This is a genomic window from Maribacter sp. TH_r10, from assembly GCF_033101095.1.
GTDB classification, from domain to species: domain Bacteria; phylum Bacteroidota; class Bacteroidia; order Flavobacteriales; family Flavobacteriaceae; genus Maribacter_A; species Maribacter_A luteus.
The window spans coordinates 710,243-729,111 of the sequence record NZ_JAWMPY010000002.1; the positions used below are offsets into that span (position 1 = coordinate 710,243).

An 18,869-nucleotide genomic window follows, 5' to 3' on the forward strand; every position below is an offset into this window, starting at 1 on the left:
ATCAAAGGTATCGTTTTATGTGCGACCTTTATGAAACGCACGTTTATTCTTTGTTTTTTCTTAGAATATTGTTTTGTTCTTGCATTAGTTTTTCCAAATTGGCCAATAGCTCAATATTCTTTGGGGTTTTTTCTTCCTTGTCGCTCGGGTCCTCGGCTTTGCTTCTAAATCGGTTCATGAATTTAATGACAACGAAAATCGTAAGTGCAATAATACCGAAATCAATTACAACCTCTATAAGTTCCCCGTAGCCAATGGCAATTTCCGAAACATTTTCCGCTGCAGCGCGTAAGATATACTTTTTTTCGGATAAATGAACATCTTCTGTCATTAGTGATAATGGCGGCATGATCACTTTCTTGACCAGAACATCGACCACTTTATTGAATGCTGTACCGATAATGATTCCAATGGCCATGTCCATCATGTTTCCCTTTATCGCAAAATCCTTGAATTCTTGAAAGAAACTCTTCATGGCAAAAATTGTCTAAAATAAAGCGGTTTGGCCTTCATCATCGGTATCAGGGTCTTTTTTGTCATTCCCCTTACTACCCTCTTTGCTTTTTGGTGCTTTGTCAGTGGAACTTACATCTTCCTCGTCAATCACCTCCATTTCATTGGTCTCCTTGGATTCAGGTTCTACGTAAGGCAAAGGGTCGAGCAAATTAATGTTCTTAACTTTTTCAGATGTTAATTGATTACCTAAAGCTTTTATTCCTTTAATTGATATAAATTCCTCTAAATCAATCGTTAAGTTTGGTTTAGCATCTTTCCCCCTTGGTTTGGAAAATTCTATTTCCGCGACGGGACGCCAATCGGTAGAAACCAGTTCCAAATAGGATTTAGGGTGCTCGGAAATAAATTGGTCTTCCTTATTTTCGTGTTCTATTAAAAAACGTTTTACGTAAAACCGTTCTTTTTCCCCTTCCCAATAAATTGCGGACAAGGGTTTGTTTGGATTCCATTTCTCAAGAATGATCATATCGTCGTCAAAACGGCAAGTCATGGTAGGTAAAATAGTTTTGGCTATCCCTTTTTGATTGACGACCAACAGAAGGTCGTCACCTTTAAATTCTCCCAATAACTCTCCCCTGCCATCTACATTTAGACGTCTCACGACATCATCGAACCAAATCTTCCTTGGTTTAAGGGTCGATACACCTTTTTCCTTTAACTCAATTCGTTTTACAGTGTATTTTGTTACGATATTCCCTTTAGAGCCCCTTCCTTTAATCAATACATCTGCAAAATCGATGTCCCATTTTAATTTTTTAATACTACCAACCTGTCTTAAATTCACGGTTACTACTTCTGCTTCCCCATTGGGGTTGGCTGAAAAATAATAAACCAATGAATTTGGTTTTCCGGCGGTTAGGTCGTAAGGCCTGTCACGTGTTACACTGGTGATATTGAACCTCTTTATATAAGTAGGGCCGCCTTTTCCGTCCCTGTATATCATATTGTAGGTGGTGCGTTTGTCTTTTTTCTTGAATACGGCGACATGTATAATGTTCTTGCCAATGAATGTTTTGCTGTCCACTTTGGTCACCATGGCTTTGCCATCTGCGGTAAAAACGATAATATCATCAATATCACTACAGTCGGTAACATATTCATCGCGTCTTAAGGAGGTTCCCACGAATCCTTCTTCGCGATTTACGTACAATTTAGTGTTACGGATGACTACTTTGGTGGCTTCGATGTCATCAAATATCCTAATTTCTGATTTACGCTCACGTCCTTTGCCATATTTGGTCTTAAGGTTTTTGAAATAGTCGATAGCGAATTCTATCAGGTTATCCAAATGATGTTTAACTTCGGCTATGCTTTCTTCCAGACTATCGAGATGTTGTTGGGCTTTGTCGATATCGAATTTGGAAATTCTTTTAATCCGTATTTCCGTCAACCGTACGATATCTTCCTCGGTAACTGCTCGTTTCAGGTGTTTGGTGTGCGGCTTTAGGCCTTTGTCAATAGCGGCAATAACACCTTCCCATGTCTCTTCTTCTTCAATATCCCTATAGATACGGTTCTCGATAAATATGCGCTCCAAGGATGCAAAATGCCATTGTTCCTCAAGTTCCGATAACTTTATTTCCAGTTCGGCTTTCAATAATTCAACCGTTAGATCGGTAGATTGTCGTAACATGTCCGAGACACCTGTGAAAAGTGGTTTATTGTCCTCGATGATACAACCCAAGGGTGATATAGACGATTCGCAAGCCGTAAAGGCATACAAGGCATCTATGGTTTTATCCGGGGAAATACCACTTGGTAAGTGTACCAGGATTTCAACGTCGGCAGCTGTGTTGTCCTCTATTTTTTTAATTTTAATCTTCCCTTTTTCGTTAGCTTTAAGGATCGAATCAATTAAAGAAGAAGTGTTGGTTCCGTATGGTATTTCATTGATTACCAGCGTGTTTTTATCTTTTTGGGATATTTTAGCACGAACACGTATCTTGCCACCTCGCATACCATCATTATACGAACTTACATCTATGATTCCCGCGGTAGGGAAATCTGGAAATAGGGTGAAACGTTGTCCTTTTAAATGTTTTATGGAAGCATCAATAAGTTCAATGAAATTATGGGGCAACACCTTGGTCGATAATCCAACAGCGATACCTTCCGCACCTTGGGCCAATAACAGCGGAAATTTAACTGGAAGGTTAACGGGTTCTTTTTTACGTCCGTCATAGGAAAGTTGCCATTCGGTAATCTTTGGACTGAAAACCACTTCCAAAGCAAATTTGGATAATCGTGCTTCAATATAACGAGAAGCCGCTGCCCTATCCCCTGTAAGAATGTTTCCCCAGTTTCCCTGGGTATCGATCAAAAGGTCTTTTTGACCGATCTGCACCATGGCATCGGCAATACTCGCATCACCATGGGGGTGATATTGCATGGTGTGACCCACGACATTGGCGACTTTGTTATAACGGCCATCATCGAGCTCCTTCAGTGCATGCAAGATTCTTCGTTGTACCGGTTTAAATCCGTCTTCGATGGCAGGTACCGCACGCTCTAGGATTACGTATGAGGCATAATCCAAAAACCAATCTTTGTACATGCCCGTGACTTTGGTCAGTGCATGTCCGGTATTATCATTTTCTGTAGTATCGTCAGTTGGCAAATTTTCGTTTGGTGCTTCGTTCAGCTCTTCATTCTCTTCCATAAAGAAAGATTCGTATTATCTTGATTTATAATTGATTTTCCTCTATAAGGTCTATTTCTACTTTAAGGTTGTTTATAATGAATTCCTGTCGGTCCGGGGTATTTTTCCCCATGTAGAATTGTAATAGATTCTCGATAGACATTGCTTTATCCAACATCACAGGTTCCAATCGAATATCCTCTCCGATAAAATATTGGAACTCATCAGGGGAAATCTCACCTAGCCCTTTAAATCGGGTTATTTCCGGTTTCCCTGTTAATTTGGATATGGCATTTCTTCGTTCATCCTCGCTATAGCAGTAAATAGTCTCTTTTTTGTTCCTAACCCTGAACAAGGGTGTCTGTAAAATATATAAATGGTTCTCCTTGATCAATTCAGGGAAAAATTGAAGGAAAAACGTGATCAACAGCAGGCGAATGTGCATACCGTCAACATCGGCATCCGTAGCTATTACAATATTATTATATCGAAGATCTTCCATAGATTCCTCAATATTCAAAGCTGCCTGTAGTAAATTGAATTCCTCGTTTTCGTATACGATCTTTTTGGACATACCGTAAGAATTCAAAGGTTTACCACGTAAGCTAAAAACGGCTTGGGTATTTACATCCCTAGATTTGGTAATGGAACCGGATGCTGAATCCCCTTCGGTAATAAAGAGGGTGCTGTCTAATCGGCGATCGTTTTTCATATCGCCCAAATGCACCCTGCAATCCCTCAATTTTTTGTTATGAAGGCTTGCTTTCTTTGCCCTGTCACGAGCCAATTTCCGTATGCCGGAAAGATCTTTTCGCTCCTTTTCGGCCATCATGATCTTTCGCTGTAATTTTTCAGCGGTTTCCGGATTTTTATGTAGATAATTGTCTAGGTATTTACCAACGAAATCATTGATATAGGTGCGAACCGTCGGGAATTTACCTCCCATATCGGTCGAGCCTAGTTTTGTCTTGGTCTGACTTTCGAAAACGGGCTCCATAACCTTTATGGAAATAGCCGATATGATGGATTTACGAATATCGCTGGCATCATAGTTTTTTCCATAGAAATCCCTAATGGTTTTTACCAAAGCTTCCCTGAAGGCCGCTTGGTGTGTTCCCCCTTGAGTGGTATGCTGACCGTTCACAAAAGAATGGTACTCTTCGCTATATTGTGTTTTGCTATGCGTTATGGCGACCTCAATGTCATCCCCCTTTAGGTGGATAATAGGATATAATAAATCCTCGGCATTGTTGTTGTCTTCCAAAAGATCTTTCAATCCGTTTTCTGAATGGAACTTTTCCCCATTGAATACAATGGTCAATCCAGGGTTCAGGTAAACGTAGTTTTTAAGCATGCGTTCCACATACTCGTTCCTGAATTTATAATTTTTAAAGATGGATTCGTCCGGAATGAAAGAAACCCTAGTTCCTTTTCTCTTTGATGTTTCAGCCGGGCCTTCTTCCAATGTAAGGTTCCCCTGTTCAAATTGGGCGGTCTTAATCTGGTTCTCCCGTGAAGATTGAACTTCAAAAAAACTTGAAAGGGCATTTACCGCTTTTGTACCAACACCGTTTAAACCTACCGATTTTTTAAAAGCCCTACTGTCGTACTTGCCCCCCGTGTTCATTTTGGAAACCACATCAACGACTTTTCCTAGGGGTATACCACGGCCATAATCCCTTACGCGCACCATTTTATCTTTAATCGTGATTTCAATGGTCTTGCCTGCTCCCATGACGAATTCATCGATGCAGTTGTCTATGGTTTCCTTTAAAAGAATGTATATGCCATCATCAGCGGAAGAACCATCACCTAATTTACCGATATACATACCGGGTCGTAAACGAATATGTTCTTTCCAATCGAGGGAACGAATGTTATCTTCAGTATATTGGGACTCTGCCATAGTTAATCAGGGTTTATCCCCGCTAATATAAAATTTCAAAGCAATTTTCAAAGCTTTTGGCTTGGAAAGTAATCAACAACGAAAATACCAATTTTGTTCGTATTAATCAATGTGAATGATGCCAAATGTTCTGTGCTATGGTTTATCCTATTGGGGTTAAGTCCCAAAATGTAAAGGTTTATGCTGTCACTTATCAAGTCTTCTTCCTCGAAACCAAGGTTACCCCACTGATAACCACCATCATCCCAAAAACCTGTAAAGTTGAAATACGTTCGTCTAAAAAGAAAAAGGCCAAGATTATGGTTGATATAGGTCCTAAACTTCCGAAAATTGCAAAAGTGGAAGCGCCAAGCCGGTTAATTGCGGCAGAAACCAAGAATGATGGAATCAAGGTAGAAAGAATGGCCATTGCACCCCCTAGGGCATAGACCTCAATCGGATAATCGGCAATATAAATACCCTTTTTAATCAAGTAATATATGATTATTGCAACTGTTGAAACGATCATGGCGTAAGAAGTAAATTGTGCTACCCCGAATTTTGGAATCAACCAGCCACTACCTACCAAATAACCCGCATAGGTAAGTGCACTCAAGAATATTAAAAAGGAACCCAGGGCCAATGATTCATCCTTAAGGGCTATTTCATCCCAAAAAGTAATCAATACGCCAACATAAGTGATTAAAATGGCTAGACTTTGAAGTTTGGTGATTCTTTTCTTGAAGAAAATCCATGAAAGTAGAACCACAATTGTTGGGTAAATGAATAGGATGATTCGCTCTAAACCGGCTTTTAAATATTGCAGTCCCATAAAATCGAAGAGACTGGCCAAATAATAGCCGATGAATCCAAAGAATACCAACCATAGGTAATCATTGGTTTTTATGGTTTGGGGATGCGATGGTTTTTTCCAGAAAGCGATAACAAAATAAAATGGTAGTGCGAACACCATTCTAAACAATAAGAGTGTTAAGTGATCAACATTATAGGTGTAAGCCAATTTTACCATGACCGCCTTGGCGGAAAACAAAACCACACCCAATATGGCGAACAAAATGCCACTGCCTGTGGCTGATATATTCTTTAACATGCCGACAAGCTATATCATTCGATACAAAATCATAAGGATATAAGAAGTGCGAATACAATGCCCAAAAAGGACAAGTATTACTTTTAGGGCTTCTATGATTTAATTTGTGGGAATATTTTGGTTATACGTTAAACCTAAAATGCATAACGTCGCCATCTTTAACTATATAATCCTTTCCTTCAACCCGCATTTTACCTGCTTCCTTTACCTTGGCTTCACTCCCATATTCTATGTAGTCATTGTAGGAGATGACCTCTGCCCTAATGAAACCTTTTTCAAAATCGGTATGTATTACTCCTGCTGCTTGTGGTGCGGTAGCTCCAACCGGAATGGTCCATGCGCGTACCTCTTTCACACCAGCCGTAAAATAAGTTTCAAGATCCAATAATTTATATGCCCCACGTATCAATTTGGCAGAACCCGGTTCTGAAAGTCCCAAGTCTTCCAAAAACATCTGGCGTTCCTCATAGGTTTCAAGTTCGGTTATATCGGCTTCGGTACCCACTGCGAGAAATATTACCTCTGCGTTTTCATTGGCAACTGCCTTTTTTACGGTCTCTACATAATCATTACCTGTAGTGGCCGCTTCTTCATCAACATTGCACACGTACATTACCGGTTTATCGGTAATGAACTGTAAGGGTTTTATATATTCTTTCTTCTCATCATCTGAAAACTCAATGGCACGGACAGAAATCCCGGCCTCAAGGCCTTCTTTTACTTTTATAAGTGCCGCTTCTTCTTTTTGGGCTTCTTTGTTTCCTGTTTTCGCGGCCCTTTTAACTTTATCCAATTTCTTTTCTACGGTTTCCAAATCTTTTAACTGTAGCTCCATGTCAATGGTTTCCTTGTCCCTAATAGGATTTACAGAACCGTCGACATGTACGATATTATCATTGTCAAAACAACGAAGTACGTGCAGAATGGCATCCGTTTCACGAATATTCCCTAAAAACTGGTTTCCAAGTCCTTCTCCCTTGCTTGCGCCCTTTACCAATCCGGCGATATCAACTATTTCAACGGTCGCAGGCAAAACCCTCTCCGGGTTTACCAATTCTTCCAATTTCTCCAATCTGGAATCGGGAACATTGACCACACCTATATTGGGTTCGATTGTACAGAACGGAAAGTTTGCACTTTGCGCCTTAGCATTGGATAAACAATTGAATAAGGTGGACTTTCCCACATTTGGTAATCCTACAATACCTGCTTTCATTATAAATTCATTTCAGGGTTCGAAAAAAACTATTTTCAAAATTGGGTGCAAAGATAGTTTTTCATTTGTATTTACACCTTTTACTAACAAACAAAAAGCCCGAACCAATGGTCCTGGGCTTTATTTGTTCATTAAATACTAAATGTGTTATGTTTTCCAGAATGGGAAACCCTAATCCTCTGGGTGCATAAACCGTTGTTTCGCCAATAATTCATCTTCCGTTTCTTTATGGTCTTCATCGGGAACACAACAGTCTACCGGACAAACGGCGGCACATTGGGGTTCATCATGAAAACCTTTACATTCGGTACATTTATCAGGTACTATGTAGTACACTTCATCGCTGACAGGTTCCTGAACTTCATCGGCATTTACCGCCGTACCGTTAGGCAAGACAACACTACCTTTTAAAGAAGTACCATCACTGTATCTCCAATCATCCGCTGCTTCGTAAATTGCTGTATTAGGGCACTCGGGTTCGCAAGCCCCACAATTTATACATTCATCTGTAATAATAATTGCCATAATTTCTTTCTCTTTTAAACTGAAATAGCTCCAGCATGCTTATTTTTGCCAAAGGTAAACCCAAAATCATTTCTTTACAAATATTATGGCTGGGCAAGCAGAAAGATTAAACGCTTTTATAGAACTTGGAAAATTCTTTCGGGATTATTCCGAATACCATAATAAAGAAGTCTCGGAAACTTTTGAAGATGTTTGGCATCTTAAATTGGAAGAGGCCATTGGGATAGCCGGACATAAAAATGGATGGTTTACAAAAGAGAACATTGTTTTTTCCCTGAAAACTTGGGGTGCGATCTTAACTCCTAAGGATCTAGAGGGTTGGTTGTCACTTTACGAAATAGATAAAAACAAACATAAGACCGTTGCCTTGATCATGGCAGGTAATATTCCTTTGGTCGGGTTTCATGATTTTCTTTCGGTACTCTTGTCCAATAATAAGGCACTTGTTAAGTTATCTTCAAACGATGCGATTTTATTGCCTTTGGTTGCCCAATTTTTAATCGAAAAATGTCCATCCCTAGAAAATGAAATTGAATTCACCGAAGGTAAACTTGAACATTTCGATGCGGTAATAGCAACAGGTAGTGATAATACCGCCCGTTATTTTGAACATTATTTTGGTCACAAACCCCATATAATACGCAAAAACAGGAATTCTGTCGCCGTTCTTACAGGTAACGAATCCAAAGAAGTACTAAAGGCATTTGGTGAGGATATTTTTCGATATTATGGATTGGGATGCCGGAGTGTCTCAAAAATATTCGTTCCCGAAGGTTATGTTTTTGATGGGTTCTTTGAAGCGATTTTTGATTATAATCCAATAATCAATCAAGCCAAATACGCCAATAATTACGATTATAACAAAGCCGTTTATTTAATGAGTGAATTCAAAATTCTTGAAAACGGATTTTTAATGCTCAAAAGGGACGATGGCTACTCCTCGCCCATTGCAACCCTTTTTTATGAGGAATACCGTTTACTGGATGAGCTTAAAGTACGAATAGCTGAGGACCGGGAGAAAATACAATGTGTAGTCGCCAGTGGTCTGTTTCAGGACGAGGTGACCTTTGGCCATACCCAAAACCCTAGTTTAACAGACTATGCCGATGGTATTGATACTGTTGAATTCCTGTTAAAAACATAGTCTAACAATTATATAAATAATACTGGTTGTTCCCTTATTATTTATGATCTTTGAACCTTAAATTTCTAAAAATAATGAAAAAACATAATTTTAGTGCCGGTCCTTGTGTATTGCCAAAGGAAGTCTTTTTAAAAGCCTCAGAGGCTATAATGGATTTTAATGGTTCAGGACTATCCCTAATCGAAATTTCGCATAGGAGTAAGGATTTTGTTGAAGTGATGGATAGAGCACGTGCCCTGGCCCTAGAACTTTTGGGATTGGAAGGCAAAGGTTACCAGGCTTTATTTCTCCAGGGAGGAGCGAGTATGGAGTTCTTAATGGTGGCATATAACCTTCTTGAAACCAAAGCAGGGTATTTGAACACGGGAACATGGAGTGGAAAGGCCTTAAAAGAGGCCCGTCTTTTTGGGGAGGTCGTTGAAGTAGGGTCCTCCAAAGATGAAAACTTTAATTATATCCCTAAAGGTTATTCCATTCCGGAAGGATTGGATTACTTGCATTTAACCTCGAATAATACCATTTTCGGAACCCAATTGAAGAAATTCCCTATAGTTGATGTGCCTTTGGTCTGTGACATGAGTTCTGATATATTCTCACGCCAATTGGATTTTTCACAATTCGATTTGATTTATGCAGGTGCACAGAAAAACATGGGTCCTGCAGGCACGACTTTAGTGGTGGTCAAAGAAGACATTTTGGGTAAGGTATCCCGTCAAATCCCTTCGATGTTGGATTATAAAGTGCATATAAGCAAGGAGAGCATGTTCAATACCCCTCCGGTTTTTGCGGTCTATACCTCAATGCTTACATTGGAATGGTTAAAGAATCTAGGTGGTATTGCTGCCATTGAGGAAATTAATGAGAAAAAAGCACGGTTATTATATTCTGAAATCGATTTGAACCCATTGTTCAATGGTTTTGCTAAAAAAGAAGATCGTTCAAATATGAACGCCACCTTTAATTTAACCGATGCCAAATTGAAAGATACTTTTGATGCCATGTGGAAAGAAGCAGGTATCAACGGACTAAACGGGCACCGTTCCGTCGGAGGATACAGGGCATCAATGTACAATGCATTGTCTTTGGAAAGTGTTGGCGCCTTGGTCGATGTTATGAGTGAAATGGAAAGAAAAGGTTAATCTGTATTTAAATGAAAGTTTTAGCAAACGATGGTATCTCCGAAACCGGGGTATCCGAACTAGAGGCAGCCGGTTTTGAGGTCAATACCACGAGAGTGGCACAAGAACAACTGATCAATTTTATAAATGAACAGGGTATTACCGTACTATTGGTTCGTAGTGCCACACAAGTAGGAAAAGATGTAATAGATAATTGTCCGACCCTAAAACTTATCGGCCGAGGCGGAGTTGGTATGGACAATATTCAGGTGGCTTATGCCAGAGAGAAAGGATTACATGTAATCAATACCCCTGCAGCATCTTCCGAATCCGTAGCCGAATTGGTGTTTGCCCATTTATTGGGTGGAGTACGTTTTTTATATGATGCCAATAGGAATATGCCACTGGAAGGGGACAGCAAATTTAAACAGCTGAAAAAGTCGTATGCTAAAGGCTCAGAACTTAGGGGGAAAACCTTGGGTATTATAGGGTTTGGAAGAATCGGCCGGGCAACTGCAAAGATTGCTTTAGGACTTGGGATGAAAGTAATATATTTTGACCCATACATCGAGAAAGGAAATGTACAGGTCGACTTTTTTGATGGACAATCGGTCTCTTTCAATTTTGAAAGCATGGGTAAATCCGAACTTTTACAACAAGCTGATTTTATTACGGTGCACGTTCCGGCTCAAAAAGAATACATTATCGGAAGCAAAGAATTCGATTCTATGAAAGACGGTGTCGGTATAGTTAATGCTGCCCGTGGCGGTGTTATAGACGAAGTGGCCTTGTTGGAATATATCGAAAAAGGGAAGGTTTCTTTCGCTGGTCTGGATGTTTTCGAATCGGAACCTAAACCAGAGATACAAATACTTATGCATCCCAAAATATCCTTGACACCCCATATAGGTGCTGCCACAGGGGAAGCCCAAGACCGTATAGGAAGTGAGTTGGCCACACAGATCATTTCCCTATTAAAATGATGCTTGTAGACCAATTTAAGGAACTTAAATCCTTTTTTTGTACATTACGGCACCAAATATTAAATTAACTATAACATGTCTGGATTATTAGATTTACTAAACAGCCCAATGGGCAAACAATTAATTAGTGGTGTAGCTGGCCAAACTGGTCAACCAGAAAGTAAGACCGCTGATGTAATGAGTATGGCCATGCCCTTGATTTTGGGTGCCATGAAAAAAAATGTATCCTCTTCTCCACAAGGAGCAGAAGGTTTAATGAGTGCCCTTTCTTCAAAACATGATGGAAGTATCTTGGATAATCTTGGCGGATTGTTCGGCGGAGGTGTAGATGAATCGGTTATGAATGATGGTGCCGGGATTTTAGGCCACGTCTTTGGAAATAAACAACCACAAGTAGAAAGTGCCTTGAGTCAAAAATCAGGATTGGATGCCAGTTCTGTCGCTAGTATCTTAAAAATAGCAGCTCCTATCGTCATGGGATTCCTAGGAAAACAAACAGCCCAAAGCAATGTTAACGATGCAAGCGGTATGAATAGCCTTTTGGGAGGTATGTTAGGTGGTCAGCCCCAGGAAAACCAAAGCCTTATCACAACGTTGTTAGACGCTGACGGTGATGGTAGTATCCTAGATGACGTTGCCGGAATGGTAATGGGTGGCGGACAGAAGAAAAGTGGACTGGGTGGATTGCTCGGAGGTCTTTTCGGAAAATAAAACCCAATAAACGATTATAAATTAAATCGCCTTGACCAATATTGTCAAGGCGATTTTTTTTGTATCTTATGGTAATCTATCTGTTCACATAATAGATTGATAATGAATAATTAAAGAAACAATTAATCCCATAGCTATGAAACATACATTCCTTAAGATTTTCGGAATACTCATAATGGTCTTTATGATGGTAAGTAGTTGTGGTGGTGCAAAAGAATCCTTGAGCATATCCGACGATGAAAAAAAGGCCTTTACCCAAAAAGTCGGTGATACCATAAACATTGCGGATACGAAAACGGAATATGAAATAATCATTATTGAACCAGGCTTTAATTTTTGGCTTAATAGCATAGCAAAACCGGAAGGTTATTATTCCCAATCGTATTTGGAAAATAGAAACAATGTATATGTAATTGAGTGGAACCAGCGTGTAATGCAGCCGCAAGTATATGACCCCGATTTATATGAACTTCAGATAGATTATTCGCCGAATATTGATTACGGGTATGAGGTAAACTATAAACTATATAATTACTTTATTTATTTTCAACGTAAGTACAACCAACGTTTGGGGCCTTTTATACCTCGGATTTAAAAGGTATATTTGGCACTTTGTTAAATAAATACATGGAAAAACTAAAGCAGCGTTGGGGCATAGAATCCAATTTACAAATTGTGGTTATATTAATAGTATTCGCAGTAACGGGTTCAACAGCGGTTAAATTCGCGGCACCATTAACTGAATTAATCGGCCTTCATAAAGAAAGCGTAAACCCTTGGATTTATTGGACCGTTAGAATACTGATAATATTTCCGATTTACCAGGTTTTACTTGTTGCTTATGGTTGGCTTTTCGGTCAATTTAAATTTTTCTGGAATATGGAAAAGAAAATGTTGAAAAGAATAGGCATGGGTTTTCTTTTTAATTAAGTGTTTTTTAACTTTTATAATCTAGCTGATTGTTTAGTTTTGCGATAAGTATGGGTAAGTGGAAAAAAATTTTGAGTTTTTTCTTTCTAGCGATTTTGATTTTCGTTAAGGCATCTGCATTCCATGTATTTGCACATGAGGATGAAGATGGTACCCATATAGAGAATTGTTTGGTTTGTACCATGGCCATGGAGATGCAGCAAACAGTTCATGATCAACCCGATACTTTAGTCTTTGACCCCGAAGTTATCTTAGTTGATATTATACGATCTTTTGGGATTGATAATAACGAGATTATTTCAACCCAACCTGTTTTTTCCTATTTTTCTAGGCCTCCCCCTTCTTTGCTTTCCTAAAAAAGCATTCTTTTTCCTCATTTTTCATTTGAGGTATATCATTCATTTAATACATATCAATTTATGAGAGCATGGTTTATCATGTTTGCAATGTTGTTTGTTCAGTTCACTGTTCAATCTCAACAGTGCAAAAGTGTCATTACAGGCGTAGTTACCGATTTTCACGATAAGACTCCTTTGGTTAGGGCCTCTATTTCTTTAATTGGTAAAAGTGATTCTGTATTCTACACAGACGAAAACGGATTTTTTAAGATACCCAATCTATGTAATGGTATCTATGAATTGGAAATTTACCATGCCGAATGCCAAACAGCCTTTATGAAAGTTGACTTGGATACAAATTTGGATTTAAATATTTCTTTAGAACATCATCTAGAGGAATTGGAAGAGGTAAAGGTTACTGGTAATAAGATAACGAAGACCAACTCGGCAATGGAGGAGACATTAGAGTTGAAAACCATTGAACAATATGGGAGTGCAAGTTTAGGAGATGCTTTAAAAGAAATCAATGGTGTTTCTTCATTAAATACTGGTGCAAACATTGTAAAACCGACTATTCACGGACTTTCAGGAAGCCGGGTTCTGGTGCTTAACAACGGTGTACGTATGCAAGATATGGAATGGGGGGCCGAGCATGCCCCAAACGTTGATGTTAATGCGGCAGGTTCTATTTCAGTTATAAAAGGGGCTTCTGCACTGCAATATGGTGGTGACGCCATAGGCGGTGTTATTTTAATTGAGCAGAATAGATTTCTAAAAAAGGATTCAATTTTTGGTAAAACCATTGTTACTGGAATCTTAAACGGTCGCGGTGGAAAAATCAACACTGATTTAATAAAAACCTATAAAAACGGGTGGTTTATTAAAGGGCAGGCTTCATATAAGAAATTAGGAGATCAAGAAGCGCCTGAGTATGTGCTGTCCAATACAGGGGTGAATGAGATTGGAGCTTCGCTTCATTTCGGAAAAGAGAATTTTACCTCGGGCTGGCGAGGTAGTTATTCCTATTTCAATACGGAAATCGGTATACTTTCCGCTTCACATATAGGTAGTGTAGATGATTTAATCAGGGCCATCAACGATGACGAACCCACGGTTATCGATCCGTTTACCTATGACATTGCTAGTCCTAGGCAGGAAGTTACGCACCATTTGGGAAAATTCAAGTACTATAATAGATTCGAAGGTCTGGGTAAATTAAATGTGCAATATGATTTTCAAAACAATAGAAGATTTGAATATGATGTTAGGACGGGAGATGATAAATTCAAACCATCCATTGATCTTGAATTAACCACTCATACCCTTACATCTGATTTTAAATGGGATGCCAAATCGGGTTTTGATCTTACCGTTGGTGTCATGGGCAGATACCAGAATAATTTCGCAAATCCGGATACCGGGGTTAGAAGGCTTATCCCCGATTATGATAAATATGATGCCGGTATTTTTTCTGTGATGAAGCTTAGCTTGGATGAAGATTGGAAATTGGATGCCGGCCTACGATATGACTACAGTAAAATCGATGCAAAAAAGTTTTACAGGACTTCTAGATGGGAAGAACGCGGTTATGATGAGGATTTCAGTGATATAATCATAAGGGAAACCGAAAGTTCACAATATTTGACCCAACCGATTTTTGATTACCATAATTTTTCTGCCACCATGGGGGTAAATTATAGTACGGACAACCAACATTCAATGAGTTTCAACTATGCCTTGGCCAATAGGGCCCCTAATCCTTCTGAATTATTCAGTGATGGTTTACATCATTCAGCTGCCAGAATCGAATTAGGGGATCTAAGGATTACCAGTGAAACTTCACATAAAGCTTCCCTATCCTTGATTAAGAATGGTGATTGGGGGTATACTTTGGAGCCTTATGTAAATTTTATTAATGATTTCATTTATTTGGAACCTACGGATGTTGAATATACGGTGAGGGGTGCATTCCCGGTTTGGGAATACCATCAAACCAATGCTAGGATTTTAGGCTTGGATTTATCTCTTTATGCGAATTGGACAGATCATTGGAAAACTGATCATAAATTTTCTTTGACCAAAGGAAAGGATACTAGTGAAGATGAACCGCTTATTAATATTCCTTCGGCCCATATCAGAAACAAAATTTCATATAACACACCTTGGAAGAACTTAGAAGTAGGTCTGGAGAGTAAATATGTGTTCAAGCAAAATGAAACACCTGCCGATATCTATGTGTATTCGCCCGAACAAGGGGAAGATGTACTTTTAGAAATAAACACTGCCCCTGCTGCTTATCATGTATTGTCCTTGAACAGCGGTATGGATTTTAAATTTGATAAAAGTACGTTAACGGTCAATCTTATTGCAACCAATATTCTAGATGTTTCCTACCGGGACTATTTAAACAGACTCCGATATTTTGCCGATGACCTGGGAAGAAATATCATATTACAATTTAAACTCAATTATTAATTTTAATTTTTTATTTTATGAAAACAACCATTAAACTATTATCAATGTTAGCTTTTGCAGGAATCGTTCTAGCCTCATGTTCTGATGATGATGATCCAGAAGAAGTGAATGAAGAAGAAACAATCACAACAATGACGGTTTCCCTAACACCAGATGCAGGTGGAACAGCGATTATCCTAAAATCCGAAGATTCTGATGGGGATGGCCCCAATAATCCGGAAATAACTGTTTCTGGAAATTTAGTAGCAAACTCTACTTATAGTGGAAGTGTAACTTTTTCAAATGTAACAGAAGATCCGGTAGAAGACATTACAGAAGAGGTTGAAGAGGAAAACACAGAACATCAGTTGGTGTATGTACATACTGGAGCTATTTCAGAGGTTTATAATTTTGACACTGATGATGATGGTAACGATTTAGGCCTTTCTTTTGATTTGGACACTGGTGATGCCGGAGAGGCAGCATTACAAGTTGTATTGAGACATGAACCTACAAAACCGAACGATGGTTCTTTAAGTGGTGTAGGTGGTTCAACGGATTTTAGTGCCAGTTTCGCTATTACCGTGGAATAAGAATTGGACAAAAGCCGATTAAAAATTAAAAAAGGGGTTGATCTATCAACCCCTTTTTATATGCTTACTCTTTAATGTTTACTTCTATTGTTTTCTTTTTACGATCACTGATGATGTAGGTGTAGATCCACATTATGGTAAATGTAGGTATCACGTCCAATCCAGGTATGATTTCCTCGATAAAAGTGACCAATCCTGCTGCCTGCCCAATTTTCCCTTTATACAGTCTGGTCATTAACCAACCTGCCATGGGCGCCCAAATAACATCGGAAAAATCACCGATGAACGGTACGGCAAAGGACAACATACCTATACCATCGAACAACAATCCCAATAAAAGGGTCTTATATTTATTATCTTTCGTTTTTGACATTTTTTTGATTTAGTATCCAATCAATAAAATAGCAATAAGAATGCCAATTTTGAAGCCTTTGGATCTTAAGGTCTAGGACAAACTTGAACTGATCAATTTCAGGAACTCGTTCCTGGTCTCTTCTTTAACAAAACTTCCCCGAAAACCGGAAGTTGTAGTTACCGAGTTTTGTTTCTGTACGCCCCTCATCATCATACACATATGGGAAGCTTCAATTACAACAGCTACTCCCTGGGGTTTTAGGGTATCGTTTATACAATCCAAAATCTGCTCTGTCAATCTTTCCTGAACCTGTAATCTACGGGCGAACACATCCACGATACGTGGTAATTTACTTAGGCCTACTATTTGTCCGTCTGGAATATAAGCGATATGCGCTTTCCCGAAAAAAGGCAGCATATGATGTTCACATAAGGAATACAATTCAATATCCTTAACAATGACCATTTCATTATATGATTCCTTGAACATGGCACTTTTTAGAATCTGTGCCGCATCTTGATCGTAACCTTGGGTAAGGAAAAGCATGGCCTTGGAGGCCCTTTCAGGTGTTTTCATTAGACCCTCTCGGGACACGTCCTCCCCTATTTCCTCAATGATTTTGGAGTATCGTTCTTGAATTTCTTTTGTTGTTTCCAAATTATACTCCTCAAAACTTCTATATGGTTTCATTTAATACGGAATTACTTATGTTTTTCATCCTATGCGGATGTTCCTTTATCTATTCTAGACCGTGATAATTTTACAGCACGACAATTTAACGCTAAATTCATTAATATAAAACAAGAATACCGTATTGTTATCTACTGTGTTGTTTTGGTATGTCTGTGCTATTGTTTAATTTTCGAACTGTAAAAAAACTTCAATGATCCAAGCCACAAATATCCAAAAATATTACGGGAATCTACAAGTTCTAAAGGGGGTAGATATTCATATAAAATCAGGGGAAATCGTTTCTATTGTGGGGCCTTCCGGAGCTGGGAAGACCACACTCCTACAAATTTTGGGTACATTGGACGTTCAAAGTAATAAAGTGGACAGCAGACTTTTAATAAAGGATGTTGAAGTCACGGATTTATCCGATAACGCAATAGCGCGGTTCAGGAATGAGAATATTGGGTTTATTTTTCAATTTCATCAATTATTACCCGAATTCACGGCCCTAGAGAACGTTTGTATACCTGCCTTTATCAAGAAAACACCTCGTAACCAAGCGGAAAAACGTGCTAAGGAATTGTTGGAATTTTTAGGTCTCTCCCATCGCCTGCACCATAAACCCAATGAATTGTCGGGAGGTGAACAGCAACGTGTGGCCGTGGCAAGGGCTTTGATCAATAACCCCTCGGTGATTTTTGCCGACGAACCCAGTGGAAACCTTGATTCTGAAAGTGCCGATAATTTACATAAATTGTTTTTTGAACTACGTGATAAATTTGGTCAGACCTTCGTTATAGTTACCCATAATAAGGAATTGGCGGATCTAGCCGACCGTAAGTTGACCATGGTCGATGGGCGTATTACCGATTCAACGGGTATTGAATGGGCCGATTTCACCAATAGGCCCCTATTATGACCCAAAAGGAATTAAAGGAGTTTTTGGATATTAAGGTCGAGGAATACAACCAGATACAATTTTTGGACAGTGATCCCATTCAAATTCCACACCAATTCACCCTAAAAGAGGATATTGAGATCAGTGGGTTCTTAACGGCAACCATTGCTTGGGGCAATCGAAAAAGCATTATAAAAAATGCCAACAAGATGATGGACCTACTCGATCATTCTCCCTATGACTTTATAATGAACCATACTCCAGATGATCTAGAAAGGTTTGATGGTTTTGTACACCGAACCTTTAACAATATCGATTTGGCATATTTTATCCAAAGTTTACGAAATATTTACTGTAATCTTGGAGGAATGGAGGCTGTTTTTGCTTCAAATGCTGATGACGATTCTGTACAAAAAGCGATTTCTTCATTTAAAAAGGTTTTTTTTGAATTACCTCACCAACAGCGAACCACCAAACATATATCCGACCCAATGAAAGGGTCGGCCGCCAAGCGCATTAATATGTTTTTACGTTGGATGGTCAGGGATGCATCAACGAGCGTTGATTTTGGGTTGTGGAGTACATTGAATCCCAAACAGCTATCATGTCCGTTAGATGTGCATTCTGGTAATGTTGCCAGAAAATTAGGGTTGTTAAAAAGAAAACAGAATGATGCCAAGGCCTTATCGGAGTTGGATACGGCCCTTCGTAAACTAGACCCCAATGATCCTGTAAAATATGATTTTGCATTGTTCGGGCTTGGGGTTTTTGAAAAATTCTAA

Annotated in this window: 19 protein-coding genes; 11 read left to right on the plus strand and 8 right to left on the minus strand. The window is 39.0% G+C overall.

Annotation, left to right across the window (positions count from 1 at the left end):
* Window positions 1–43: 43 nt before the first annotated feature.
* The 6 genes from mscL to R3X28_RS08510 all read right to left on the minus strand — a co-directional run bounded on the left by mscL (window position 44) and on the right by R3X28_RS08510 (window position 7,891).
* The gene (gene mscL / locus R3X28_RS08485; RefSeq protein WP_154365254.1) at window positions 44–475 is read right to left on the minus strand and encodes a large conductance mechanosensitive channel protein MscL; all 432 of its coding nucleotides are present in this window, start codon (window positions 473–475) and stop codon (window positions 44–46) included.
* A 12-nt stretch (window positions 476–487) separates the two neighbouring features.
* Window positions 488–3,175, minus strand: coding sequence for a DNA gyrase/topoisomerase IV subunit A (locus R3X28_RS08490; RefSeq protein ID WP_317663957.1), 2,688 nt, complete (start codon window positions 3,173–3,175; stop codon window positions 488–490).
* Window positions 3,176–3,200: 25 nt separating this feature from the next.
* Window positions 3,201–5,060: a DNA topoisomerase IV subunit B gene (locus tag R3X28_RS08495; protein WP_317663958.1), complete on the minus strand. Its 1,860-nt coding sequence runs from the start codon at window positions 5,058–5,060 to the stop codon at window positions 3,201–3,203.
* Window positions 5,061–5,253: 193 nt separating this feature from the next.
* Window positions 5,254–6,150: a DMT family transporter gene (locus R3X28_RS08500; protein WP_317663959.1), complete on the minus strand. Its 897-nt coding sequence runs from the start codon at window positions 6,148–6,150 to the stop codon at window positions 5,254–5,256.
* A 121-nt stretch (window positions 6,151–6,271) separates the two neighbouring features.
* Window positions 6,272–7,366, minus strand: a complete 1,095-nt coding sequence (ychF, locus tag R3X28_RS08505; RefSeq protein ID WP_317663960.1) for a redox-regulated ATPase YchF — start codon at window positions 7,364–7,366, stop codon at window positions 6,272–6,274.
* 171 nt (window positions 7,367–7,537) lie between these two features.
* Window positions 7,538–7,891 carry a 4Fe-4S dicluster domain-containing protein gene (locus tag R3X28_RS08510; protein ID WP_154365243.1) on the minus strand — a complete coding sequence of 118 codons (354 nt, stop codon included), beginning with the start codon at window positions 7,889–7,891 and terminating at the stop codon, window positions 7,538–7,540.
* An 85-nt stretch (window positions 7,892–7,976) separates the two neighbouring features.
* On the opposite strand from R3X28_RS08510, the gene R3X28_RS08515 reads away from it, so the two are divergent.
* The 9 genes from R3X28_RS08515 (at window position 7,977) to R3X28_RS08555 (ending at window position 16,162) form a co-directional block, all read left to right on the plus strand.
* Window positions 7,977–9,035 carry an acyl-CoA reductase gene (locus R3X28_RS08515; RefSeq protein ID WP_317663961.1) on the plus strand — a complete coding sequence of 353 codons (1,059 nt, stop codon included), beginning with the start codon at window positions 7,977–7,979 and terminating at the stop codon, window positions 9,033–9,035.
* Window positions 9,036–9,109: 74 nt separating this feature from the next.
* The gene (gene serC, locus R3X28_RS08520; protein ID WP_317663962.1) at window positions 9,110–10,174 is read left to right on the plus strand and encodes a 3-phosphoserine/phosphohydroxythreonine transaminase; all 1,065 of its coding nucleotides are present in this window, start codon (window positions 9,110–9,112) and stop codon (window positions 10,172–10,174) included.
* Window positions 10,175–10,185: 11 nt separating this feature from the next.
* A complete protein-coding gene (locus tag R3X28_RS08525) occupies window positions 10,186–11,136 on the plus strand; it encodes a D-2-hydroxyacid dehydrogenase (RefSeq protein ID WP_317663963.1) in 951 nt (316 codons plus the stop codon).
* 75 nt (window positions 11,137–11,211) lie between these two features.
* A complete protein-coding gene (locus tag R3X28_RS08530; protein WP_154365235.1) occupies window positions 11,212–11,847 on the plus strand; it encodes a DUF937 domain-containing protein in 636 nt (211 codons plus the stop codon).
* A gap of 136 nt (window positions 11,848–11,983) precedes the next feature.
* The gene (locus tag R3X28_RS08535) at window positions 11,984–12,442 is read left to right on the plus strand and encodes a DUF6146 family protein (RefSeq protein WP_317663964.1); all 459 of its coding nucleotides are present in this window, start codon (window positions 11,984–11,986) and stop codon (window positions 12,440–12,442) included.
* Window positions 12,443–12,474: 32 nt separating this feature from the next.
* Window positions 12,475–12,777, plus strand: a complete 303-nt coding sequence (locus R3X28_RS08540) for a DUF6787 family protein (RefSeq protein ID WP_317663965.1) — start codon at window positions 12,475–12,477, stop codon at window positions 12,775–12,777.
* 71 nt (window positions 12,778–12,848) lie between these two features.
* On the plus strand, window positions 12,849–13,133 hold the full coding sequence (locus R3X28_RS08545) for a hypothetical protein (RefSeq protein ID WP_154365229.1): 285 nt from the start codon (window positions 12,849–12,851) through the stop codon (window positions 13,131–13,133).
* A gap of 63 nt (window positions 13,134–13,196) precedes the next feature.
* A complete protein-coding gene (locus tag R3X28_RS08550; RefSeq protein WP_317663966.1) occupies window positions 13,197–15,590 on the plus strand; it encodes a TonB-dependent receptor in 2,394 nt (797 codons plus the stop codon).
* Between the two features lie 17 nt (window positions 15,591–15,607).
* Window positions 15,608–16,162 (plus strand): type 1 periplasmic binding fold superfamily protein, encoded by a 555-nt coding sequence (locus R3X28_RS08555; RefSeq protein WP_282054793.1) that lies wholly within the window; start codon window positions 15,608–15,610, stop codon window positions 16,160–16,162.
* 64 nt (window positions 16,163–16,226) lie between these two features.
* On the opposite strand, the gene R3X28_RS08560 is transcribed toward R3X28_RS08555, so the two are convergent.
* Window positions 16,227–16,535, minus strand: a complete 309-nt coding sequence (locus R3X28_RS08560; protein WP_317663967.1) for a hypothetical protein — start codon at window positions 16,533–16,535, stop codon at window positions 16,227–16,229.
* Window positions 16,536–16,607: 72 nt separating this feature from the next.
* Window positions 16,608–17,207, minus strand: coding sequence for a GTP cyclohydrolase I FolE (gene folE, locus R3X28_RS08565; protein ID WP_154365221.1), 600 nt, complete (start codon window positions 17,205–17,207; stop codon window positions 16,608–16,610).
* Between the two features lie 193 nt (window positions 17,208–17,400).
* Here folE and R3X28_RS08570 point away from each other — a divergent pair, with 193 nt between their 5' ends.
* Together R3X28_RS08570 and R3X28_RS08575 are read left to right on the plus strand one after the other, a co-directional pair.
* Window positions 17,401–18,108, plus strand: a complete 708-nt coding sequence (locus R3X28_RS08570; protein ID WP_154365219.1) for an ABC transporter ATP-binding protein — start codon at window positions 17,401–17,403, stop codon at window positions 18,106–18,108.
* Window positions 18,105–18,869 carry a TIGR02757 family protein gene (locus tag R3X28_RS08575; protein ID WP_317663968.1) on the plus strand — a complete coding sequence of 255 codons (765 nt, stop codon included), beginning with the start codon at window positions 18,105–18,107 and terminating at the stop codon, window positions 18,867–18,869. Before R3X28_RS08570 ends, R3X28_RS08575 begins: the two co-directional genes overlap by 4 nt.